The organism is Photobacterium rosenbergii (assembly GCF_003026455.1).
GTDB classification, from domain to species: domain Bacteria; phylum Pseudomonadota; class Gammaproteobacteria; order Enterobacterales; family Vibrionaceae; genus Photobacterium; species Photobacterium rosenbergii.
The window spans coordinates 201,479-223,498 of record NZ_PYMB01000003.1 but is presented as its reverse complement, the minus strand read 5'-3'; the positions used below and the strand labels follow the sequence as shown (position 1 = coordinate 223,498).

The window sequence follows — 22,020 nt, the reverse complement described above, 5'->3', positions numbered from 1 at the left end:
AATCATACCTTTGAGTCATGAAAGTTAGTTACCAAAAAGGGCAGTTTTAAGAACGTGATGGAGCGCAATCTGTTTCGACGAAAAATTGTGCTGGAATGACCAAAATACACGATTTATACTGGTACTGTTTATTTATACAGTGGTGGTGTTTATGGATAATCCAAGGCTTTATAGCCAAATCATCAAAAAGCAGCATCCAGATTTGATTGAGCTGTGTAACGCATACTGCGGGAGAGGCTTGATTCGTTATGACATCCGAAGAAGAACGTACTACTGCGTTCGCTGTAAGACGGCATGGGTTAAGTCTGAACCGTCACATAACTACTTCAGATTATGATTATGTACTTGCTGGGCGTTCATTATGGGCTTAGCAGGAAGGAGGATTCGAGTCTCCTGTAAGTTCAATGGGTAGCTCCGCACTGAATGTTTACCATGATCGATAAGTATCATTGAGGTGCTTAGTATCCCTGCGGGATCAGATTAAAAGAGTAGGTGGCCTTCATGCGGCAGCGCGAGCGCTGTGCCTGCATGAAGAGCCTTTCATGAGCTAATTGGCTTTCAACACTCAGGAAAAATTAATTTAACGTGCAGCCATATTCGAACATTCTTAGGGCTAATCTGGAATGTATATGATTCTAATACTTCAACAAAACAGTTTTTTTCAATTATTCTTTTGGGGCTTGCTAGTTTAACATCATTAGTAGTTAATTCTGGCAAATCACTTCTTAAGAATACACATGTATTAGCCCTCAGTTTTGAGTTCATTTCAGGTAGTACGTTCATTTCAATTGGCGAATTAATTCTTGTCCATAGCGTATTAACAATTTTACCGTCCTCACCAACATCACCAAATTTAACAAAACCTTCTGATGATTTATCATTACTTCTACATTGCTTTATCGATACTAACTTCTTCAAATCTTCGATATCTTGAAGTGCCTTATCCCGAATAGTTGCAATCCGTTCACCTTGTTGTTCTAAATCTTCAATTTTCTTTGTTGTATCTTCTGTAACTTTCTGAAAATTCTCTTTATTACTTTTCATTTGAAATTCAATTTTATCTTGCTCAAATAGTGCTTTTTCCAGCGTTTTTTCAAGTGATTTTCTTATGTTCCATATTTCAAACCCTAATATGGACATGCTAATACCACCTACAATAAAGAATATTCCCCCAATAATTCCAACCCAAGATATAATCTTTTCATAAGTAAGATATGCAATGTATTGAACTAGATGGTCATTTTTTGAAGGGGATTCATTCTGTTTTTCTTTGGATGAACTACTTCCAATCTTTTTACTTGTGTCAGATTTATCACTTCCCTTACTAGCATCTTCCGAATTTAAGACCCGATAAGGAAAGTTTTCAAACCGTGGAGGATTTATTATTACTGATATATATGTAACTGTTATTAATGTCATTGTTAATATTACAATCACCCCCCAAAGAAGACGAGTGATTCTTTTACGCCTTTCAATAACATAAGGGTTGTTACCTTGCTCATTCATTTATAAAACCCGGTGCTTACGTTATAAGTCAATTTATATTTTGACTTATTTAACAGTTCTTGATGTATAAAAAACAAGACATCCCCTAAGATTTGACAGAGGATGTTCATATAGTAATTGTTTGAAAGTGATTTTTATTGATATCTACAAATCATCATTTTTTTGTTCAGAACTTTCTTTAAAGATTGATGGAATAGAAGGAGACTCTTCATCTTGCCCTGGTACTTGTTTCCTATATGGTTCACAAGTGATAAACGTGTTGTAAGTATCGAAACTTAGCTGGGCTAGGCAGGAATGTATGGCTGTAATTTTCAATCCAATATGTTCTGGCCTGAACGTGTCCCGCGTTCCTGACTGAACAAAAGCGTACTCATATCTAATTTTGTTATCTGCGTGATAGGCCATGCTACCGGAGATATAAACACCAGAGACTGACGAGGCAATGAAATCAAACAGTGATTGCCTATTGGTTAAGTTGGACAGGGCTATGTCAGTCTTTGGGTAAATCCGCAGCACATCATTGGTTTCCATATAGCTCAAGTTGTGTGACCTCAAGATACTGTAAAAAAGCCTTTGGAAGTTGCCATGCGAAACACCATAAACCTTGAGGGTGCCATTGACAGCTGGGTCCACAATGACTGCTTTGGCAAACACTTCCGAAGCCATAACAAAAAATTGATCAAGTGTTTTACCAGCAGCATTAACGGCAACCGTTGCTTGAGCTACTGGGGTAAGCAATATCGCTAGTAAGATGAATATTCTCATTTGAACAATCCCTTAGATTCAGATTTCTTGTTTATCCGTTGATTAGCCGTCGCAATATGTGGGTCGAACAAACCGTTATTGGCAATACTTTGGCAGCTCGACATTTCCAAGGTATAAACCGTAGCTTGCTGGGTAACACATCGGCAGTCGGTGGCAGTTTGATAACACATCAAATCAGGGTAAGAGGCGGGGTCTAAACCGCCATTGTAGATAGGGGCCGACCACGGCATTGCATTGACTTTAGGTTGATACGCTAATATTTCAGAGTTATTAGCATGATTCGGCTGAATGATTACCTCGTTGCTTGTTGCAACCTCGGTTTCTGTTGGGTGATCATCACTGAAGAAAAGTGTAGAGACATAGGGGAAGCCAACAAACAGCATCAGTAAGAAGACGACGATAGAGATCCCACCAAGGATAAGCCCGCGCTTAGCACCTTTGCTTAATTTGTTGTTGTTGGTATCAAGCTCTGTTGAGTAGTAGGAGCCGTAAAGATGAGTAGGGCGTTTAACTAATGATTTATCTGCGGCTTTCTTTTCGAATGGGTTGCTGATGTCGATATACTTTTTCTTCTTATAACACGCTACACGGTCAGCACCGGCGAACTCATAGTGAGTATGGTAGTTCATCATTCGCCGGACGAAGATATCCACATTGGCAAAGTCTTGGGTAATGAAAACAAGATCCTTACCTGTATGACGATGGGTTGAAATTGCCTCGAGTTCCTTGGGTACATCTCCCCGCGTTCTGGGCGGCCAATAGTGATGAATTTCATCCATGACTATCACTGACTGATTGGGCAGCGCGACCCAAGCCTTTGGATTATCGAAATGCGTCCAGTGATAATTGAGCGGCTTGAGTTGGTCAAAGGTTAGGGCGGTTTCATCAATCTGCTTGATAGCGATATATTCATCGAGTTCGGCTAGGCGTTTTTTGGAGTAAACACGCCGCACCCAATACAGTAGGATCTCAACCGGATTCGACTCATTGTGATCTTGTTTGAGGTAAGGAAAGTCCTCAAGTTCAATGAAGCGATCCTCTTTCTTATGTATGGCTTGAACCTTACGCACCAGTGCTGTATTGCTGTTGTTGTTATGCAGATACCAGCCGTAGAACCAACCTTGGAAAGATTTACACACCTCAAAGTCGAGCATGAGCAGTGGGATGCGATGGTAGTATATCTCACGGCCAGAGAAATTGGATTCACTCGTAACCATGTCGATAGTATTAAGCGTTTTGCCTGCACCGGGTAATCCAGATACACCATATTCCATAATTTATTTCCCCGTACCGCGCCATGAAGGAAGATATTTTTGAGAAGACAAGCCTTTAAGGCCAAGTACAAATAGGTGAGCGGTAAGGATAATATTGATGGATTGGTCCAACCCGAGTAATCCCATCATGCCAACAATGTCAGAAGGCATACCACCCAAACTGGCATCAATCTTATTCACAAAGTAATCGAACCCTTGATTAACACCTTCAACAACGACGAGTGAAAAGCCGAGCGCAATAGCACAATGGATAACAATGGCTTTGATAAGGGGAACTAATTTAGGGAGGAAAGAAGCACCAAGCCAAGCAATCCAATTTACAATAAAACCCATAAAGCCTCCTATAAATTACCAATACCACGGCCAACAGTAAAAGCAGCTATTACCCAAGACAGAGAAATGATTAGAGGATGAAGATATTTAGCAAAGTCACATAATGGCTGATAGCTAAAACTCAATGATTCACCCAATACAGATACTTGGATTGGTGAAGGGCAATTAGCTGCTAACTTAACACCACCATCTAAATACTTCGTATCGGCCTTTGAGAAATCCAGAATCTCTGGGTTAATCAATTCAGCATTTTCACCAGATGCAATAATGGAATCTATGCCAGCATCAATGTCTTTAAAGTTTGGTTTATAACATTGTTTTTCGTGCTCAATTCGCAGTAGGTTGCAAAATACAGGTTCACCTTCACATGTAAAGGTGGCGCATTTTGTTATATCGGATTTTTTAGACTGGCACGAGTGGTGGTCTTTATTCCGCTCACAAAATCCTTTAGACATTTCTTGAGCAAAATCCACAACTTCTTTTTTAATTTCTTTTAACTCAGACGTGCCTTTATCAACGGCATCAACAATATCCCCAGAGCCATCATTGATTGATTTAACGACATTGATGGTATTCTTCTCAATTAAATCATTTCCTTCAATGGCTAGGTCATTACTCACCATATTGGTATCAATAAGAGTTTTGATTTGTTTGTTTACGTGTTCTGATGAGCTCAAAATATCATTAGCAATATTATTAGAAACTTGGGTGTTCTTTTTGATTGCAACGTTAGTATTAAAGTGTTGGTCTTTTATAGCAGCTGTCGCTTGTTGAATAGCCGCAATAATATCGTCGGTCGGTTCTACATCGCACAGGGCCGGATTCTCAATACAGGCTGGATCATCCGGTGGGTACAAACATACATCTGGGTTATCACGGCAAAAATCAGGAGCGTTGTTATTACCGCCATCAGGTAAACCGCCGTCAACATCACCACCACCGGAACCACCTCCGCTATCTGAATTACCATCATCATCTGAATCCCCGCCGTCAGGAAGACCCGAATCAATATCGCCATCGCCTGAACCGACACCATCATTATCTGAATCGTCAGTATCTGGAAGACCACTATCAATGTCATCATCTTCTGAATCGTTACAACCAGGGCCAGTGCAGTCATCAAGAGGGATGTAATCACATTGAAAATTAGCCGAGGCCGTTTCAGCATTACAGGATGCAGAAAAGTTCATATTATGGTTTTCAGGTAAGCTATTAATACAGTCTTGTTCTGCAGATATTTTGTCTTGATTGAATTGCTCTGATGAACAGTAATTCACTGAGTCTTGAGGAACACATTCACCTTTAGGAGACAAAGTCATATCTTCAGGACAAAAAGACGTAGCCCTAAAATCGCCAGCATTAAAACCACTGCTGGAAAAAAGGTTATAATAATATAAGGATTTTTGTTGTACGGTAATACTATGTTCAGTATTGTGTGACCCCCACCACCGTGGATTATTTTCAGCTAACGACACACACCAATTTAATGTTTTATTGGTGTATTTTGTACGTAATATAGTACATGTACCTGATATTTGAATATTCTCAGAAGCAATAACATTGAAACTAATAAAAAATAAAAAGAAAACAGATAATCGCATAGTTATCACCTTAATTGCGCCCACCGGACAACAAGAGCGACATAGACAGAACAAAAATAGCCATGCAATATCCGCCCAACACCCATGATTGGTCTAACATAATGCCTCCAATAAAAAAGGGCGGCAGAAAGCCACCCTTAATTGAAATGAATGAGAATTATCAATTAACCAAAGACGGCACCTTTAACCCACTTGAAGGCAACAGCCGTTGCAGCCGGAGCAAGTTTAGCTGCACCGACCGCAGCAACAGCGGCAGTAATACCACCAATAACTGCAACGGCACCTGATACATCAATTGCTTCAGCCATTGCAGGAGAAGCAACGGTTGTTGCAGCGAGCGCAAGTAAAACAAAGTTAGACTTCTTCATAAATAACAATCCTTATTAATCAGAGATAGATAAACGTATTTGCCTAAATGCAAATGCAGTCACCAATGGAATTAAAGATGTTCCAATCAGTGTTTTTAAATCTGACGCCGACAGTGCAATATCCGCGACATATTTAACTGTCCAGCCTACAGGGCAATCGCCATTGATAAGCTCGACCGTGCAGACTGGGATATACATAGTTACCTCAAAAATGGCAGGACATATCGGTCATATATCCAAATAGGTAATTCTCTTCCAGTTTGTACCTGTATTGTGTAATAACGAACGAACACACATTGAAAACGAAGCGGCAGGTAAAATTCAGGCACATCCTTGTGCATCGGCTTTACTCCTTGAAATCGACCACCACATTACGGGTCGGGTTGCTTGGGTCCGGCTCAAGGATCAGCTGGAGTTGAAGCGGGTAGGAGAGCTGGGCGAACTGCGCGTAAACATTCTGGTTAAACACCATCGGGATTTGCTTTTCCTGCATACCGCAACGCTGGATGTTGTGGTCATCATTCTGGAAAGATTCGGATGGGGCCAAGTACATCACGTTCGCCATTTGGTACGGCTTGGGCGATCCCGATTTTTTAGAGATACCCGAGCCGAGTACCGCGCCCGTTACCATTACTGTAAGTGTCGTCATTGTCGATTTCCTTATTCATTATGCTAGGGAGTAAATATCGTGAGAGTCCGGATCAATCAGCCGCAAACATTGCAACTTGATCCCAACTGATTGCGGCGTATCGTCGACCACAGGCAAGTTCAATCGGTCAGGAATTTCATGGTCTTCCAGATGGTTAGTCAGCAGCTTGATAATTTGACTGTCTTCAAGGCCAATACAGTGACGCATGAAGTTAACCAACTTGCCGCACTGGGTTGCACCGTTACGAACGGCGTTATCTACGCTGGTAAACCATTTGCGCTTATGGGTCGCAATGGCGCATTGTTCCTCGGTGCTTACGAAGTTAAGGGCAGGGTATGCACCTGCCAAATACTTGTCCGGCGTGAGCAATACATCAAACGGCAACACGCGATCCTTTGCCCGAAGTTCGAGTTCCCAACGGACCCAATCCTGATGTTCAGAATTCAGTTGTTTGCCTTTCTCATACACGCGGAGCATCTTGCCCGCATCACGTGTACCGACATAAAACGATTTGCCTTTGTCAGCCACAAAACCAAAACGTTTTTTGACGGATTCATCTTTGCCAGATGTTTTCTGGTAGCTCACACGGTGAGATAGATGGCCCGACTCGATATAGCAGTAAGATGCCGGACGACCACGAGTAATGAACTGGCCGTGTTCAGCCATCTTGCGCGCGGTTTGGATGTTGTATTTGCCATCCAAAGAATCGAAAGCGATATCAACGCGGGTGATCTTTGACCCTGGTAGTTGGTGCAAGACGTTATGGACTTCTTTCAAATCCAAAACAGCCGTACCGGTGCCGGAGAACGAAACATAACAGCCGTGGTTTTTAGCTCCCCAAGCACAAAGACCAGCTTGTTGGCCGTTAACCAAGATGTTGGCAGAGTGAGGATAACCAGAGAAACCACCGGAGCGCAGCGAGAAAGACCAGTCATTACCAAACTTACCGAGGCCATGATTCAAACGGTTTATGAAGCGATCGATCTCACCGTGGCAGAGACAGTCGAGAGTGTTCAGTCCGAAATGATCGAGCAGATCGCGTTTAATCTCATGGAACTTGCGCGAGTCGGAGCCGATGGCAAACTCAGTATCACGTAGCTTTGCACGGACAGCGGCTTTGTAATCAATGGCAGCGGTATCAAGAGATTGATTCGTTACGCGGTCACCATATTCATTGAACTCAAAACCACGAATAGCTTTGATGGTGGCGCCAGTTTTGGCGAGGTCGAAGATTTGAGCGAGTTCCTCGGGTGTCCAAGTGAAGGACAGGTAATCAATAATTGCAGCCATTATCAAAAACCCCCGAGTCGTAAAGTGATTGCCAATTATCTGCGGTCACTTGGTGGAGTTCGTAGCCCGCAGGGTAAAATTCCTGTCCGATTTGATGCAGCTCCGACAACGAGCGGAAGTACTCAGGTTCACCGTCAATAAAGGCAAAACCAGAGCCGTCGTCGTTGATTTCGTAGTAGAGCTGCTGGGCCGTCATAAGGCTCTCAAATCATGTCGTAAACAAGTTGGAGTCCAATCTAATTCCGATTGAGCGGAATTACAAGTTCCGAAAAATCGGAAATAAAGGGTTATGATATGCCTAGGGAGGATTTTTCTATGTATGCAAATTATCTGTTAGACAGCTATAAATCGGCCATGAACTACGTACAAGACAAGCAGATTGCCCATGACTTGAATGTAACGCCAGCTCGAATCTCTGAAATGCGCAAAGGCAAACGCTATATCTCTGATAGTGAAGCGGTTTTCATGGCAGAACACGCAAACATTGATCCGAAGGAAGCCTTACTGGGATGTCACAGCGACCGTAACGAAAACCCGAAGATAAAACAGTTATGGAAGGACATTGCAAAAAAGCTTAATTGCCAAGGGATTCATGCGTTTACCATGACTTTTTTGGCGTCTGGGCTGATGGTGACATCTCTATCTGGGATTATATCTGAGTGCGCATTATGTACCTTATGTTAAATAAGGTATCTATAAACCTGTGTTCTTTCATATCTCATTATGTACCACTTTCCCCTGCTTTTTCTTCCAACGATGTTCTTGTTCAAAGTACTGTACAATTTAACAGTATTGTCTATTTACCATAAAATAGGTAATTAACACCTCTTTTTAAGTACTGCTGCAAATGGTCAGTTTGCATGGTACTTCAAAACATGGTGTTAATTACTAGGCTTGATTTCATCAAGCCTAAAGAAAAACCGCCGAGTGTTTAAAGCTCGGCGGTTTTTAGTGCGTAGATTCAAGAATGCTGAGTGGCTATCAACATCTGATATTTAGCGAGAATCTTATCGAGTTCACCTGCGATGATTGGTTTGGCAATGAAGTCATCCATACCTACTTCAAAATATGCCAGTTGATCCGATTTCATCACATTGGCGGTCAACGCGATAATTGGAATTGTCTTGCCGTTCTCTCGTAGAGTCTTTGTCGCACTTATGCCATCCATTATAGGCATCGAGATATCCATCAGGATAATGTCGAGTTTGCTAAAGCAGTTCTCATCAATATCCAACACTTCCTGGCCGTTGTTGGCAATCGTTACTTTATGGCCACGTTTCTCTAGCATCAGTTTTGCCACCAACTGGTTTGTTGGGCTATCTTCCGCTACAAGGATATTCAATTTTGGTAAGTGCTCGACATCCAGCGCTGGCAAATCCGTCTCTTGATTAGCCATCTCAATGCTATTCAAAGGCAAACTTACTGTAAAACAACTGCCTACATCCAACTGGCTCTCCAGTTGAATTTCACCTTGCATCTTGGTGATCAAGTGTTGGCTAATCGCCAGCCCCAAACCGGTTCCGCCATACTTACGGGTAATACTTCCGTCTGCTTGCTTGAATGGTTTAAATAGCTGCTTTTGCGCTTCTGGTGAAATGCCGATGCCGGTATCACTGATTTTTAAAAACAGTTTGCTATCGGTACAACTTACATCAACAGAGACTGAACCTTCATTGGTAAACTTAATGGCATTACCTACCAGGTTAAACAGCACCTGAGAGATTCGGTTCTTATCACCGATGATCTGCTGTGGTACATCACTTAGGATGTTGCTGCTAAGCCGAATACCTTTCTTCTTCGCTTGCTCGTCTAGCTGAGTGACGACCAGATCTATACAGTCAGATAAGCGGATTTGACTATTGAAGAGCTCAAAGCTGGTTGACTCAATACGAGATAAATCCAAGATATCATTAATAATAGTCAGCAATAATTGCGCTGACTGATCCATTTGATTAATCCAGCCTTGCTGCTTGTTGTCGAGTCCAGAGTCACCCAGCATATCCAATAAGCCAAGAACAGCATTGAGTGGCGTGCGAATTTCATGGCTCATCATGGCCAGAAATTCAGATTTTGCCTTGTTTGCATCTTCTGCTTGTCTTCTTGCCTTTTTAATCTCTTCAATCTGGCGCTTTCTACTAGTGATATCTTTGGCCGTACCTCGATATCCAAGTAAGTGGCCTTGTTTGTTGAAATATGGTGTACCACTTAAACTGATCCACAGTCCGCCCTCATCATCAGGCAATTGCCATTCTAGATCTTCAAAAGCGAGTTGTTGTTCGAAGATGGTTTTCAGTTTATCTCTGTATTGGTCAGCCTCACCAAATATATCGAGGATACAGTTACTATCCACAGTATGGTTGGTTAAGTTCGGTGACGATATATATGTAAAGCGGTAATCGGTATCGACTTCCCAAAACCAATCACCAACGGTCTTTGCGAAATCTTTGAATCGCTGCTGGCTATGCGTGAGTTCCTGAGTGCGTGCAGTGACTAGTGACTGAAGACGTTCACGGTAGTCAATATCGATAATTGCGCGCTCCAGTAGAGGTCTGAATCGCTCAAGTACCCTGCGGCAATTTGGAGTGAACTGCCCTTTTTTCGAATGAAAAAAGAGCAATAGCGCATCTCCAGAACTTACCTTTACACCTGTCAACAACACAGATTGGCAGAACTGTACCATCTCCGGAGATAACTCTTGGAACTCGTGTACCTGGCTTGGGTCATAAAGCGCAATGCTGTCTCCGTTCATCGAGCGGATAAACGTATTGCCTATGGGCCAGATACTGGATTCAAAAAAACGGCACGTTGTCACAAGCTCTTGCAAAGGTGCTGTTTCGTCTTCTCTGGTGAGCACCAAAGCATGCTCAAATCCGATATACTTGCGCAATACAGAAAGCAAACTATTGAAAACTTGACGTTTATTGTTAGCCCCTGCCATTGCGGCAATACCTGCAAGAATCGCAGTGTTTTCTTCACGTAATTGCTTTTCCCGCTCTCTTGTCCGCAGTAAATCAAGCAATGTTTCTTGTAGTTTTTCAGATTCATAATTCGCCATTGCTTAATCCTTATGAAACAAAACAGCTGAAATCATCAAATTACCATGGGCGTTTTCCCCGCCCACAAACTGTCCCTGCTCACCAAAAGTAAATGGAGCAACAAAAGGAGCCGTTTGCATTGCGCTTTTAACGTACTGTGCCACTTCTTCCATGCGATGCTGTACTCTAAGCATGCAACCAGCACAATAAATTGTAATCCCACCGATTGGGTTGAGGTGAGCCTCATTTGCGTAAATGTTACTTGCAGAATTCACCACTCGTCCCGCCCGAGTAATCAATCGCTCCTCTGTGCCTTGCATGAAGTAAAGAGTTTCGCCTGCTTCAACTTTGGCAAATAAGGTGATACCACCACGCTCCGTGGTTTTTAATGGGTGTGCTAATTTGAAATAAGGGAGATCATGTACAATACCAGCAACGCGGCCGAGCGGGTTTAAGCTGCTGTTGCCAATAATATTTTCTGCATCATCTAACGATTGGTTCATCCACTCTTGGTAGACTTCAATAGCCGGTTTATTGTCGAGCTCAATGAGCTCCCTGCCCTCGACTTTGGTCGCTTTTGCGGATAGCCCTGTACTGGCATAGCCTGAGTGAAAGGAATAGCTGATATGGCAAGATGGGTATATTACACTGATTCCTACCCCTTCTTGCGTGTGTTGTTCTTGGGTGAAAATTTTCCAATTCCCTTGGATATTGTCATCGGCAGCACTACCGCCAATGATTGGCACAGACGTGCATAGCTCATCTTCTATTCCCTGAATGACTTCCTCTTCATGCCCTGGGCTTGCGTGCAGTACGATTAATGCCGGTAACTCTCCGGAACGACCGCTGTTAGCAATAGCCTTTAGTAGAGCTTGCCTTGCCATGTCATATTTAGAATTGTTGGTCGAGACAATTGCTGTTCCGTATGCACCGTGAAAATCTGAAATAGCCCATAGTGCGACACCCAAGCCATGGTGATAACCGCCTTCTGTCATCACGCCTTGGCAGGATGTACACCCTAAAATTTGTGCATTAGGAAAAGCAACGGCTAATGCTTCTTGAAAAGTGACAACGTCATATTTTTCTGAAAAGTAGACAAGGATCAATTTAGGGTTAGCAAGCTTTGCTTGTAATTGAGTGATGGCTTCTTGAATAGCATAAGATGCTGTTGCCTGTGAAGAAAAGCTTGTAGCGATATCCATGGGGAATTTTTCTATCGATTGATTTGAATTATTACTTATACCTACCTGAGCTCAAGATAATGTACTGGCATACGATCAATAAATTATGGTTTAAATAAATGATCAAATGGAATTGTAAGCCTCTTGAAACTACTGGATGGTATTCTTACATGCATCAGATCGGGTGTCTGCTTTTTTATTGTAATTAATTAAAGTTATGGACGTAATGACCGTTAATGATAGATATATCCCTAATCGTTGGGGTGGTATTTGGGTGTAAGATCTCAGTTATATGGAAGATGAGGGAACGATGGATAACAGAGTTGTACTGGTTACTGGCGGGGCAAACGGGATAGGTAGAGGGATTGCAAACTACCTGTCTAAAAATACGATAGTTATTGCTGCTGATATTGACGAAAATGCAGGGTTCCAGTTGGTCTCAGAGAACCCTTTGATTCGCTTCAAACACCTTGATGTTACCAATGAACAGCAAATTGAATCTCTAGTTGAAGAGATAAAATATCAGCACGGTAGACTTGATGCCGTTATTAATAATGCGGCGATAGCAAACCCCTACAACGCCCCGTTACAGGAGCTTGATCTTTACGATTGGAACAACGCGCTAGCTGTCAATTTGACTGCCCCTATGTTGATGGCAAAACACACTTTATCATTACTTAAAGAGACAAATGGGTGCATTGTAAATATTGCTTCCACCCGTTACTTACAATCCGAGCCAAATACTGAAGCTTACAGTGCTACTAAAGGAGGGATTGTTTCATTAACTCATGCGTTGGCTACCAGCTTAGGCCCTGAGGTAAGGGTTAACTGTATATCTCCCGGTTGGATTCATACTTCTGATGAGGAATTACGTGAGGCTGATCACCAACAGCATCTGATTGGCCGTGTCGGTAATGTCGATGATATCGCTTCAATGGTCGGTTATTTGCTCTCAAAAGAGGCTGGATTTATTACTGGTCAGAACTTTGTGATTGATGGCGGGATGACAAAAAAAATGATTTACAGTGAGTAACTCACTCAAAAATTAGGTTTATTATAGTTAACAAATCACTTAGTAAATTGCGTAAATTATAGGGTTTAAAGGTCTAAACCCTATAATTTATAATGTCTGTATGTAACCTGCTTATTCTGCTTGTTTTTTCACCAAGAAAGTTGCAGTTATCTTTTCATCACCTTGTTCAATGTTAACTGCCCACTCCATTTCATCGTGCATACATTCAGGGACCGTAAAGCGCCCTAGCCAACCTTCTGATGTTTCTTCAAAAGTAACGGGAATTGTGCCCATATACATGCTGACCCCTTCTACAGAGGCATTCGGTTTAACATTTCTGTTATCAATTTGTATCGTTAGCTCTTGATTCGCTTTTGCTGGATACGGCATCAAAGAGATATTTAACAGTTTACCGCTTTTATTTGAGAGGCATTTTTCTGCTGATAATTGGCATGTTGTTGCAGTATTATTTTCAGCTTGTTCATTCTTATAGGTGACTGTTCTCCATACAAATGCTGTGATCAATACAGCTAAAAGAAAAAGAATTTGGATTAATCTGCCTTTGGTGAGCTTTTCTGCAGCCATGATTTTACGTGCTTCCCATGTTACAGAGGTCAAAGTTTTCACATAAATGTTGCTTAACCGTAAACATTGTGTGGGCTTGACCCTGTCAATCATTAGTTATCTAAAGTAGTATATGGCACTGAAAATGCCACTTTTACAACAAAATAGCAATTTAATTACTGGGGTGTTTAAAAAAATAACACAGTGATTATTGAAGCTTTGGGTGGTATTGCGACAACTTGTTGTTCGCACAAGGAAAAAGAGTGTAGTTGAACAATTAAAATTGGAAGCATGCAACATGAGCCAAGTAAAGCAGCTTGAACAAAACTACAACTATACGGTCGTTCGTCAATTCACCTTGGTTACTATCCTATGGGGAATTGTTGGAATGGGCGTTGGTGTATTGATTGCCGCTCAGCTGGTATGGCCGGCACTAAACTTCGACCTTCCTTGGTTGACATATAGCCGTTTACGACCATTGCACACAAATGCAGTGATTTTCGCATTCGGTACCAGTGCGCTATTTGCTACGTCTTACTACGTAGTACAGCGTACGTGTCAAACAAGACTTTTCGGTGGGAAATTAGCGTCGTTCACCTTCTGGGGCTGGCAAGCTATCATTCTATCAGCGGCGATTTCGCTGCCGTTAGGTTGGACTTCTGGTAAAGAATACGCAGAGCTGGAGTGGCCGATTGATATCGCCATTGCAGTTGTCTGGGTAGCCTATGCCATCGTCTTCTTCGGTACAATGATCAAAAGGAACACATCACATATTTATGTGGCTAACTGGTTCTTTGGTGCCTTCATCCTAACCGTTGCCGTTCTGCACATTGTTAACAGTATGGCTATCCCAGTATCCATGACTAAATCCTATTCGGTTTACTCTGGTGCTGTTGATGCCATGATACAGTGGTGGTACGGACATAACGCGGTAGGCTTCCTGCTAACAGCGGGTTTCTTGGGGATGATGTACTACTTCGTACCTAAGCAAGCAGGACGTCCTGTTTACTCATACCGTCTGTCTATCGTTCACTTCTGGGCGCTAGTATCTCTATACATCTGGGCAGGCCCTCACCATCTTCATTACACAGCCCTACCTGACTGGACTCAGTCTTTGGGTATGGTGATGTCTTTGATCCTATTTGCTCCATCTTGGGGTGGTATGATCAACGGTATCATGACGCTGTCAGGTGCATGGCATAAACTGCGCTATGACCCTATCCTTCGCTTCCTAGTCGTTTCCCTGTCTTTCTACGGCATGTCGACTTTCGAAGGCCCAATGATGTCAATCAAGACGGTTAACGCCCTTTCTCACTATACCGACTGGACTATCGGCCACGTTCACTCTGGTGCGTTAGGTTGGGTTGCAATGGTTTCTATCGGTGCGGTTTACCACTTGATCCCTAAATTGTTCGGCCAAGAGCGTATGTACTCAATTAAATTGATCAACGTTCACTTCTGGCTAGCAACAATCGGTACAGTGCTTTACATCGTTGCGATGTGGATTTCTGGGGTTATGCAAGGTCTGATGTGGCGCGCGGTAAACACCGACGGTACATTGACTTACAGCTTTGTTGAGTCTCTACAGGCTTCTTACCCATTCTACTTCGTTCGCTTCGTAGGCGGTGCAATCTTCTTGGCGGGTATGTTCCTAATGGCATACAACGCATACAAGACAATTCTTGCGCCAAAAGAAAGCCTTAAAGCCGCAGAGCAACCAGCATAAGGAGTACCGACAATGGCTAATAATCGTCATGAAATCGTAGAAAAAAATGTCGGCCTTCTTGCAATCCTTATCGTGATTGCGATCAGTTTTGGCGCCTTGGTAGAAATCACTCCATTGCTTTACCAAGACCAAACGACTGAGCCGGTTGAGAACCTTCGTCCATACACTGCTTTGGAAATGGAAGGCCGTGATATTTACATCCGTGAAGGTTGTAATGTTTGTCACAGCCAGATGATCCGCCCATTCCGTTCTGAAACTGAGCGCTATGGCCACTACTCTGTAGCTGGCGAAAGTGTTTGGGAACACCCATTCCTATGGGGCTCAAAACGAACTGGTCCTGATCTAGCTCGCGTTGGCGGCCGTTATTCAGATGACTGGCACCGAGTTCACCTTCGTGATCCTCGTGCAGTGGTTCCTGAATCAAACATGCCTGGTTTCCCTTGGCTTGAAGAAAACGTACTTGATGGCAAGTTGACGTCTAAGAAGCTTGGAATCTTCAAGAACCAATTCGGAGTGCCTTATACCGATGAGCAAGTGGCAAACGCTGGCGAAGAAGTGAAAGGCAAGACTGAGATGGATGCAATCATTGCTTACCTCCAGTCACTCGGTCACGCAATGAAATAAGGGGGCACCATGGATATTGGAACCATTCATAGCATTTGGACACTGATACTGTTCGGTAGCTTTATTGGTATTGTCCTCTGGGCTTACAGTAAACGCCAAAAATCTCGTTTCGATGAGGCTGCAAATCTTGTTTTTGCAGACGAGGAGCAAGACACGGCAACGCGTGAGAATGACAGGAGTTAGGAAGCATGACTACTTTTTGGAGTCTATGGATAACAATCATCACGCTGGGTACCCTAACTGGTATTGCTGCCCTACTGATTTGGTGTAGCAAGGACAAAATGGGTGTTGAAGAAGGTGAGGATATGGGTCACGAGTACGACGGTATTCGTGAGATCAACAACCCACTGCCTAAATGGTGGTCCTACATGTTTTGGGGCACCATTATTTTCGGTCTGCTTTACCTGTTCCTTTTCCCGGGTTTAGGTAACTACAAGGGCTTCTTGGGCTGGACGAGTTCTGATCAAACTGTTCGTTCAATCGAAGAATCCAAACTGGCAATTGCCAATGCCCAGAAAGAGCAGCGTTTGAACCAGTATGCAAAAGAGTTGGATGACGCCGAAACCCGCTTCGGTGAAACATTCAAAACTTTAGCTTACGATGCCTCAGGCAACACGTTATTGCCAATCACTCAGATCGCTGAGAGTGAAGAAGCAATTAAGGTCGGTCAACGTTTGTTCTTGCAGAACTGTGCGCAATGTCATGGCTCGGATGCCCGTGGCCAGCTTGGCTACCCTAACCTGACAGATGGCGCTTGGTTGTATGGTGGTGAAGCCGAAACCATCAAGACAACCATCATGGATGGTCGTCAAGGTGTCATGCCTGGCTGGATTGATAGCCTTGGTAAAGATGGCGTAACAGAAGTGACCAGCTATGTACTAAGCATGTCTGGGCGAAGTGTGAATGCCAAAGAAGCGGCTGCTGGTAAGCAGAAGTTCGTGGTCTGTGCAGCCTGTCACGGTACAGATGGTAAAGGTAACCCTGCATTTGGTGCGCCGGACCTAACTGACAACACATGGCTATACGGTGGTTCACGCCGTGCGGTTGAAGCAACCATTGCTCACGGCCGCCAGGGTGTGATGCCTGCTTGGAAAGATATTTTAGGCGAGGAGAAAGTACAGGTTATTTCAGCCTATGTATGGAACCTAAGCCAAGACACTTCTAAGTAACAATTCATACAACACTCGGTTACAATTTGATCGAGTTTTTTGTACAAATTTCCGAGACTTAACGACTAGCCCCTGTTATCTTCAGGGGCTAAATCCCTCTAAGCGACATAGGTAATCAATATGGGTAAACCTTGGTATAAGCAGTTCTGGCCATGGTTCGTTTTTGCCATCCCTGCTACTTCAATTGTTTATAGCCTGACAGCTGTCTATATCTTTTCTCAAAACAAAGTCGACCTAGTCGCTGAAGACTATTACAAGAAAGGCAAGGCGATTAACCTCGACCTATCCCGCCTTCGTGTTGCCGATGCCTTGAATTTGAAAGCGCAAGTTGCTGTTAGTGACAAAGACATCAATGTTTTTTTCAATAAAGGTGATCTAGATAACTATCCAAATTTGCGTGTGACATTCACACACCGTACTCTAGCTAATAAAGATTTTACTCAAATGGTGAGCGCCGATTTATCAGGGACTTATCGCTTTGAATCTCCTGAGGTTATTGAAGGTCCATGGTTTGTTGAGCTTGAGCCGTTTGATGGAGACTGGATGTTACAAGGACGTGTTAACCTGCCAACATCCGACCCGATTTCGCTGTACGGGCAGATTAAGGAATGACGAAAGACTGTTACCATTGCGGCGATCCTGTTCCACAGGATTGCCATCATCATGTAGAAATTCTCGGCCAGATCCGTGAAATGTGCTGTCCAGGCTGTGAAGCGGTAGCACAGACCATTGTGGATAGCGGCCTTACCTCTTACTACGAGTACCGCACTGCCCCGGCAGAGAAAGCGGACTTGGTGCCGCAGCAACTGCAATCTCTCCTCCTCTACGATCACGATGAAATCCAGCAAGAGTTTGTCCGTGACAACGAAAATTGCAAAGAAGCGTCTTTATCACTAGATGGTGTTTCTTGTGCCGCTTGTGCATGGCTTATTGAGAAGCAGTTGATGCGCGAAGCTGGCGTTGTATCCATTAAAGTAAATACAACAACGCACCGAGCACTATTAGCCTGGGACCCAGACACGGTTAAGCTCAGCCACCTTTTGGGCGTTATCCACCGTTTAGGCTACAAAGCCGCCCCTTTTGAAGCTGATGCACAAGAGCAGCAATACCACCGCACCATGAAGGGCTACCTCTACCGACTAGGTATTGCAGGCATTGCGACAATGCAGGTGATGATGCTGGCTATCGCATTGTATTTTGAAATCTTCGGTGACTTAGATGCCGAGTTCAAAAACTACCTCCGCTGGGTCAGTCTGATATTCGCAACTCCAGTCATGCTCTACTCGGCATTGCCCTTCTACCTCAATGCTTGGCGTAACCTGCGGGCAAAAACATTAGGAATGGATGTTCCCGTCTCAATTGCCATGTTATTTGCCTATGTGGCAAGCCTTTATGCAACAGTAATGGAAAAAGGCGAAGTCTTCTTCGAGTCGATTTCTATGTTCGCTTTCTTCTTGTTGCTTGGTCGATTTCTTGAAATGCGTGCACGGCGCCACGCCGCTGCAGCCAGTGCCAACTTATTAAAGCTGGTCCCGGCAATGGCAACATTGGAAGACGGCTCACAGGTCGCTGCCAAGACATTAAAAGTGGGTGACGTTGTCACGGTGCTGCCTGGTGAAAGCTTACCTGCTGATGGTGAAATTCTAAAAGGCCAAACGGCTATCGATGAATCTATGGTGACAGGCGAATCTATGCCTGTGCCAAGAATCGTGGGTGATACGGTTTATGCAGGTACAATCAATGGAGATAACCATATTACCCTCAAGGTAACCAAAGACCGCCAGAATTCACTCATTTCAAATATTGTTCGCTTACAAGATGAAGCACAAAGCTCGAAACCTAAGGTGGCAGAGGTTGCAGATATTGTCGCACGCTACTTTGTTGCAGCAATTTTAATCATCTCAGCTGGCACTTGGCTTTACTGGTATCAGCATCGCCCTGAAGATGCCCTGTGGATCACCTTAGCTGTTTTGGTAGCCACTTGCCCGTGCGCCCTATCCCTTGCTACCCCAACGGCTCTCACCTGTTCTACTTCAAGCCTTGGGCGTTTGGGGATCCTATTGCGCCGCGGCCATGTGCTGGAAACGCTATGTAACGTCAACCAACTAGTGATCGATAAAACCGGCACGTTGACTGAAGGTAATATTCGCCTAGTGCAAACCCAGACTTTCAATGAGTACTCTGAAGAGAAGTCATTACAAGTTGCAGCAGAACTGGAGCGATTTGCCAATCACCCTATTGCAAGGGCGTTTTCTGCTTACCGTAGCGATAAACCTTTGTTCAACGACGTTGAGAATGAGATTGGCAGCGGTTTGTCTGGGAGCATAGATGGTCAAGAATGGCGAATTGGTAAAGCTGAATTTGTTTTAGCCTTGAACCCTAATAAAGAGCAACTGCTGGCAGCGTGTGATAACCGATTTCAGGTATGGCTGAGCTGCGATGGCGATCTGGTTGCTAGTTTTATGTTAGATGACCCTATTCGCGAAGATAGCCCTGAGCTTATCAAGCAGTTCCAAGCCGAAGGCATTAAAGTGACTATGCTGACCGGTGACCATTCAGCATCCGCACAGGTAGTCGCCGATAAACTGGGTGTCGATAACCTTGAAGCAGGTGTCTCTCCTGAAGGCAAATTGGAATACCTCAGAAGCCTGGACAAAAACAAAGTGGCCCTAATGATTGGTGACGGTGTCAACGATGCCCCTGTACTCGCAGGTGCACACCTTTCTGTTGCCATGGGTGGTGGTACCGATATAGCCAAGTCATCGGCAGATATGGTATTACTGGGCGACCAGCTATCTCGTATTCTACGTGCCAGAAAGCTGGCACAAAAGACACGTAAAATCATCCGGGAAAACCTCGCTTGGGCGCTTGGGTACAATTTGATCATCCTACCGCTGGCTGTCGCTGGATTTGTCGCACCCTATATCGCTGTTGTGGGTATGTCGGGAAGTTCGATCATTGTTGTTTCAAATTCTTTAAGGTTATTAAAAGAAAATGGCTAGTCTTTACTTGTTAATCCCCATTGCGATTGTCTTCGTATGTATAGCTGTCGGGATTTTTCTTTGGGCTGTTCGTACTGAACAGTTTGAAGATCTTGAACGCCAAGGCTATGACATCTTGTTTGACGAAGATGAGTCAAAGCCGACTGAAAACAAGAATGAACGCGCTGCTGATGAGATAAGTGGTGATCATGGTAAGCGTTGATTTCTATGCGGCGTTCATCATAGGTTTGATGGGGGCTGGCCATTGTTTGGGCATGTGTGGCGGGGTTTCTGCTGCTATTACCCTCGGTGTACAAAACAACCAACATACTTCCCGTTGGCCATATTTAGTGTTATATAATCTCGGCAGAATCGCATCGTACATGATTGCCGGAGCGATTATCGGTGGTGCTTTTGCTAACCTTGCCAGCTATGGTAGTCAGGTTACTGCATTGGCATCATTACGGTTACTAGCCGCTACTATGATGATTTTACTCGCTTTATACATAGGCCAATGGTGGCATGGTGTGAGTAAAATTGAAGTGATGGGCAAAGGGCTATGGCGTTTTCTATCACCAATGGCAACAAAACTGCTACCGTTACGCAGCCCCCTCGCCGCAATTCCTTTCGGGGCATTATGGGGCTGGCTCCCATGTGGTTTAGTGTATTCCACATTGAGTTGGGCCGCTGTTGCAGGCAGTGCCACCTCAGGTGCTAGTGTGATGTTAGCATTCGGTTTAGGCACCCTACCTGCCATGATCGCGGTGGGAACTATGGCAAACCAGCTGCAGAAGTGGCTTAAAAATCTTTACTTTAAGAGAGCGAGTGCCTTGCTGTTATTGGCCTACGGGGTTCATACTGGTTATATCGCAATCAAACAAATAATGTAGGCTTTTTTAATACTCGTCATAATGATTCATATTATGTTAAAATATTGACCTACATCAAATTGGTTAGACAGGCTTATGATATCAGACAAACTAACAACCAAACGTATCCAATCAGGCGGGTGTGCGATCCATTGTCAGGATTGCAGCATCAGTCAGTTGTGTATTCCATTTACGTTGAATGAGTCTGAGCTAGATCAGCTAGATCAAATTATCGAACGCAAAAAGCCAATCCAGAAAGGACAAGAGCTTTTTAAAGCGGGTGATGAACTGAAGTCACTGTACGCAATTCGTTCGGGTACAATCAAGAGCTACACCATTACTGAGCAAGGTGATGAGCAGATCACTGCCTTCCACTTGGCTGGTGATTTGGTGGGTTTTGATGCCATCAACGAAATGATGCACCCGAGCTTTGCCCAGTCTTTGGAAACATCAATGGTTTGCGAGATTCCATTTGAAATTCTCGATGATCTGTCAGGGAAAATGCCAAAACTTCGTCAGCAAATCATGCGTCTGATGAGTAACGAGATTAAAGGTGATCAGGAAATGATTCTGCTGCTATCTAAGAAGAACGCTGAAGAGCGTTTGGCAGCCTTCCTGTACAACTTGTCTCTACGTTTCTCACAGCGAGGCTTCTCACCTCGTGAGTTCCGCCTGACAATGACTCGTGGTGATATCGGTAATTACCTTGGCCTGACTGTTGAGACAATCAGCCGTCTGCTAGGTCGTTTCCAAAAATCTGAAATGCTGAGTGTTAAGGGTAAATACATTACTATCCTTAACCACGAAGAACTTGCGAAGCTTGCCGGTGTGAATAAAAACACTATTGCCTAAGCTAATCGCCTAAGTGAATGATTATAAAAAGTGATACGCGAGCCGTATCACTTTTTTTATATTAATTTCCCGCCGTTACTCCCCTATTCTTACCCTTTACGTTAAAGTTATTAGTAACCAAAGACGCTTTTTGTGACATTTTCATAACAAGCAACTGATTTTGGTAAGATAACTCTGAATGTTTCTCTGCCCGAAAGTGACAGATAGATATCATTCCTTTA

The 22,020-nt window shown here is 43.7% G+C and carries 23 protein-coding genes; 11 read left to right on the top strand and 12 right to left on the bottom strand.

Annotated elements, in window-relative coordinates; all coding sequences use genetic code 11:
* Positions 1 to 558 precede the first annotated feature (558 nt).
* The 9 genes from C9J01_RS10845 to C9J01_RS10805 all read right to left on the bottom strand — a co-directional run bounded on the left by C9J01_RS10845 (position 559) and on the right by C9J01_RS10805 (position 7,982).
* A complete protein-coding gene (locus C9J01_RS10845) occupies positions 559 to 1,506 on the bottom strand; it encodes a hypothetical protein (RefSeq protein WP_107298160.1) in 948 nt (315 codons plus the stop codon).
* 144 nt (positions 1,507 to 1,650) lie between these two features.
* A complete protein-coding gene (locus C9J01_RS10840) occupies positions 1,651 to 2,271 on the bottom strand; it encodes a hypothetical protein (RefSeq protein ID WP_107298159.1) in 621 nt (206 codons plus the stop codon).
* Entirely contained in the window at positions 2,268 to 3,545 is a 1,278-nt protein-coding gene (locus C9J01_RS10835; protein ID WP_107298158.1) for a zonular occludens toxin domain-containing protein, read from the bottom strand. The genes C9J01_RS10840 and C9J01_RS10835 overlap by 4 nt, the downstream gene beginning before the upstream one ends.
* A 3-nt stretch (positions 3,546 to 3,548) precedes the next feature.
* Complete coding sequence (locus C9J01_RS10830; RefSeq protein WP_107298157.1) at positions 3,549 to 3,878, bottom strand: DUF2523 family protein; 330 nt, start codon at positions 3,876 to 3,878, stop codon at positions 3,549 to 3,551.
* A gap of 8 nt (positions 3,879 to 3,886) precedes the next feature.
* Positions 3,887 to 5,479: a virulence factor TspB C-terminal domain-related protein gene (locus C9J01_RS10825; protein WP_146157076.1), complete on the bottom strand. Its 1,593-nt coding sequence runs from the start codon at positions 5,477 to 5,479 to the stop codon at positions 3,887 to 3,889.
* 164 nt (positions 5,480 to 5,643) lie between these two features.
* Positions 5,644 to 5,847, bottom strand: a complete 204-nt coding sequence (locus C9J01_RS10820; RefSeq protein ID WP_107298155.1) for a major capsid protein — start codon at positions 5,845 to 5,847, stop codon at positions 5,644 to 5,646.
* A 346-nt stretch (positions 5,848 to 6,193) separates the two neighbouring features.
* The gene (locus C9J01_RS10815) at positions 6,194 to 6,496 is read right to left on the bottom strand and encodes a hypothetical protein (protein ID WP_107298154.1); all 303 of its coding nucleotides are present in this window, start codon (positions 6,494 to 6,496) and stop codon (positions 6,194 to 6,196) included.
* An 18-nt stretch (positions 6,497 to 6,514) separates the two neighbouring features.
* Positions 6,515 to 7,786, bottom strand: a complete 1,272-nt coding sequence (locus C9J01_RS10810; RefSeq protein WP_107298153.1) for a replication initiation factor domain-containing protein — start codon at positions 7,784 to 7,786, stop codon at positions 6,515 to 6,517.
* Entirely contained in the window at positions 7,770 to 7,982 is a 213-nt protein-coding gene (locus tag C9J01_RS10805; protein ID WP_107298152.1) for a hypothetical protein, read from the bottom strand. Before C9J01_RS10805 ends, C9J01_RS10810 begins: the two co-directional genes overlap by 17 nt.
* 119 nt (positions 7,983 to 8,101) lie before the next feature.
* Between C9J01_RS10805 and C9J01_RS10800 the strand changes: the two genes are divergently transcribed.
* Positions 8,102 to 8,470, top strand: a complete 369-nt coding sequence (locus C9J01_RS10800) for a DUF3693 domain-containing protein (RefSeq protein ID WP_107298151.1) — start codon at positions 8,102 to 8,104, stop codon at positions 8,468 to 8,470.
* Between the two features lie 277 nt (positions 8,471 to 8,747).
* Here C9J01_RS10800 and C9J01_RS10795 read toward each other — a convergent pair whose 3' ends face one another.
* Both C9J01_RS10795 and C9J01_RS10790 read right to left on the bottom strand, forming a co-directional pair.
* The gene (locus tag C9J01_RS10795; RefSeq protein ID WP_107298150.1) at positions 8,748 to 10,841 is read right to left on the bottom strand and encodes a PAS domain-containing hybrid sensor histidine kinase/response regulator; all 2,094 of its coding nucleotides are present in this window, start codon (positions 10,839 to 10,841) and stop codon (positions 8,748 to 8,750) included.
* Positions 10,842 to 10,844: 3 nt separating this feature from the next.
* Positions 10,845 to 12,023 (bottom strand): FIST signal transduction protein, encoded by a 1,179-nt coding sequence (locus C9J01_RS10790; RefSeq protein WP_107298149.1) that lies wholly within the window; start codon positions 12,021 to 12,023, stop codon positions 10,845 to 10,847.
* A 289-nt stretch (positions 12,024 to 12,312) separates the two neighbouring features.
* Here C9J01_RS10790 and C9J01_RS10785 point away from each other — a divergent pair, with 289 nt between their 5' ends.
* The gene (locus C9J01_RS10785; RefSeq protein ID WP_107298462.1) at positions 12,313 to 13,035 is read left to right on the top strand and encodes an SDR family oxidoreductase; all 723 of its coding nucleotides are present in this window, start codon (positions 12,313 to 12,315) and stop codon (positions 13,033 to 13,035) included.
* A 111-nt stretch (positions 13,036 to 13,146) separates the two neighbouring features.
* On the opposite strand, the gene C9J01_RS10780 is transcribed toward C9J01_RS10785, so the two are convergent.
* Positions 13,147 to 13,641 (bottom strand): hypothetical protein, encoded by a 495-nt coding sequence (locus C9J01_RS10780; protein ID WP_237156941.1) that lies wholly within the window; start codon positions 13,639 to 13,641, stop codon positions 13,147 to 13,149.
* 235 nt (positions 13,642 to 13,876) lie between these two features.
* On the opposite strand from C9J01_RS10780, the gene ccoN reads away from it, so the two are divergent.
* The 9 genes from ccoN to C9J01_RS10735 all read left to right on the top strand — a co-directional run bounded on the left by ccoN (position 13,877) and on the right by C9J01_RS10735 (position 21,799).
* Positions 13,877 to 15,304, top strand: a complete 1,428-nt coding sequence (ccoN, locus tag C9J01_RS10775) for a cytochrome-c oxidase, cbb3-type subunit I (RefSeq protein WP_107298148.1) — start codon at positions 13,877 to 13,879, stop codon at positions 15,302 to 15,304.
* A gap of 12 nt (positions 15,305 to 15,316) precedes the next feature.
* Complete coding sequence (ccoO, locus tag C9J01_RS10770; RefSeq protein ID WP_107298147.1) at positions 15,317 to 15,928, top strand: cytochrome-c oxidase, cbb3-type subunit II; 612 nt, start codon at positions 15,317 to 15,319, stop codon at positions 15,926 to 15,928.
* A gap of 9 nt (positions 15,929 to 15,937) precedes the next feature.
* Positions 15,938 to 16,111, top strand: a complete 174-nt coding sequence (locus tag C9J01_RS10765; RefSeq protein ID WP_107298146.1) for a cbb3-type cytochrome oxidase subunit 3 — start codon at positions 15,938 to 15,940, stop codon at positions 16,109 to 16,111.
* Positions 16,112 to 16,116: 5 nt separating this feature from the next.
* On the top strand, positions 16,117 to 17,097 hold the full coding sequence (ccoP, locus tag C9J01_RS10760) for a cytochrome-c oxidase, cbb3-type subunit III (protein ID WP_107298145.1): 981 nt from the start codon (positions 16,117 to 16,119) through the stop codon (positions 17,095 to 17,097).
* A 120-nt stretch (positions 17,098 to 17,217) separates the two neighbouring features.
* Positions 17,218 to 17,709: a FixH family protein gene (locus tag C9J01_RS10755; protein ID WP_039461225.1), complete on the top strand. Its 492-nt coding sequence runs from the start codon at positions 17,218 to 17,220 to the stop codon at positions 17,707 to 17,709.
* Positions 17,706 to 20,099: a heavy metal translocating P-type ATPase gene (locus tag C9J01_RS10750; RefSeq protein WP_107298144.1), complete on the top strand. Its 2,394-nt coding sequence runs from the start codon at positions 17,706 to 17,708 to the stop codon at positions 20,097 to 20,099. The genes C9J01_RS10755 and C9J01_RS10750 overlap by 4 nt, the downstream gene beginning before the upstream one ends.
* Complete coding sequence (ccoS, locus tag C9J01_RS10745; RefSeq protein WP_107298143.1) at positions 20,092 to 20,301, top strand: cbb3-type cytochrome oxidase assembly protein CcoS; 210 nt, start codon at positions 20,092 to 20,094, stop codon at positions 20,299 to 20,301. The genes C9J01_RS10750 and ccoS overlap by 8 nt, the downstream gene beginning before the upstream one ends.
* A complete protein-coding gene (locus C9J01_RS10740; protein WP_107298142.1) occupies positions 20,288 to 20,968 on the top strand; it encodes a sulfite exporter TauE/SafE family protein in 681 nt (226 codons plus the stop codon). The genes ccoS and C9J01_RS10740 overlap by 14 nt, the downstream gene beginning before the upstream one ends.
* 75 nt (positions 20,969 to 21,043) lie before the next feature.
* On the top strand, positions 21,044 to 21,799 hold the full coding sequence (locus C9J01_RS10735) for an FNR family transcription factor (protein ID WP_039461230.1): 756 nt from the start codon (positions 21,044 to 21,046) through the stop codon (positions 21,797 to 21,799).
* Positions 21,800 to 22,020: the final 221 nt, after the last annotated feature.

Coding starts and splice junctions, on each gene's coding strand:
- C9J01_RS10845 (WP_107298160.1), bottom strand. CDS start 1,506: ATGAATGAGCAAGGTAACAACCCTTATGTTATTGAAAGGCGTAAAAGA.
- C9J01_RS10840 (WP_107298159.1), bottom strand. CDS start 2,271: ATGAGAATATTCATCTTACTAGCGATATTGCTTACCCCAGTAGCTCAA.
- C9J01_RS10835 (WP_107298158.1), bottom strand. CDS start 3,545: ATGGAATATGGTGTATCTGGATTACCCGGTGCAGGCAAAACGCTTAAT.
- C9J01_RS10830 (WP_107298157.1), bottom strand. CDS start 3,878: ATGGGTTTTATTGTAAATTGGATTGCTTGGCTTGGTGCTTCTTTCCTC.
- C9J01_RS10825 (WP_146157076.1), bottom strand. CDS start 5,479: ATGCGATTATCTGTTTTCTTTTTATTTTTTATTAGTTTCAATGTTATT.
- C9J01_RS10820 (WP_107298155.1), bottom strand. CDS start 5,847: ATGAAGAAGTCTAACTTTGTTTTACTTGCGCTCGCTGCAACAACCGTT.
- C9J01_RS10815 (WP_107298154.1), bottom strand. CDS start 6,496: ATGACGACACTTACAGTAATGGTAACGGGCGCGGTACTCGGCTCGGGT.
- C9J01_RS10810 (WP_107298153.1), bottom strand. CDS start 7,786: ATGGCTGCAATTATTGATTACCTGTCCTTCACTTGGACACCCGAGGAA.
- C9J01_RS10805 (WP_107298152.1), bottom strand. CDS start 7,982: ATGACGGCCCAGCAGCTCTACTACGAAATCAACGACGACGGCTCTGGT.
- C9J01_RS10800 (WP_107298151.1), top strand. CDS start 8,102: ATGTATGCAAATTATCTGTTAGACAGCTATAAATCGGCCATGAACTAC.
- C9J01_RS10795 (WP_107298150.1), bottom strand. CDS start 10,841: ATGGCGAATTATGAATCTGAAAAACTACAAGAAACATTGCTTGATTTA.
- C9J01_RS10790 (WP_107298149.1), bottom strand. CDS start 12,023: ATGGATATCGCTACAAGCTTTTCTTCACAGGCAACAGCATCTTATGCT.
- C9J01_RS10785 (WP_107298462.1), top strand. CDS start 12,313: ATGGATAACAGAGTTGTACTGGTTACTGGCGGGGCAAACGGGATAGGT.
- ccoN (WP_107298148.1), top strand. CDS start 13,877: ATGAGCCAAGTAAAGCAGCTTGAACAAAACTACAACTATACGGTCGTT.
- ccoO (WP_107298147.1), top strand. CDS start 15,317: ATGGCTAATAATCGTCATGAAATCGTAGAAAAAAATGTCGGCCTTCTT.
- C9J01_RS10765 (WP_107298146.1), top strand. CDS start 15,938: ATGGATATTGGAACCATTCATAGCATTTGGACACTGATACTGTTCGGT.
- ccoP (WP_107298145.1), top strand. CDS start 16,117: ATGACTACTTTTTGGAGTCTATGGATAACAATCATCACGCTGGGTACC.
- C9J01_RS10755 (WP_039461225.1), top strand. CDS start 17,218: ATGGGTAAACCTTGGTATAAGCAGTTCTGGCCATGGTTCGTTTTTGCC.
- C9J01_RS10750 (WP_107298144.1), top strand. CDS start 17,706: ATGACGAAAGACTGTTACCATTGCGGCGATCCTGTTCCACAGGATTGC.
- ccoS (WP_107298143.1), top strand. CDS start 20,092: ATGGCTAGTCTTTACTTGTTAATCCCCATTGCGATTGTCTTCGTATGT.
- C9J01_RS10740 (WP_107298142.1), top strand. CDS start 20,288: ATGGTAAGCGTTGATTTCTATGCGGCGTTCATCATAGGTTTGATGGGG.
- C9J01_RS10735 (WP_039461230.1), top strand. CDS start 21,044: ATGATATCAGACAAACTAACAACCAAACGTATCCAATCAGGCGGGTGT.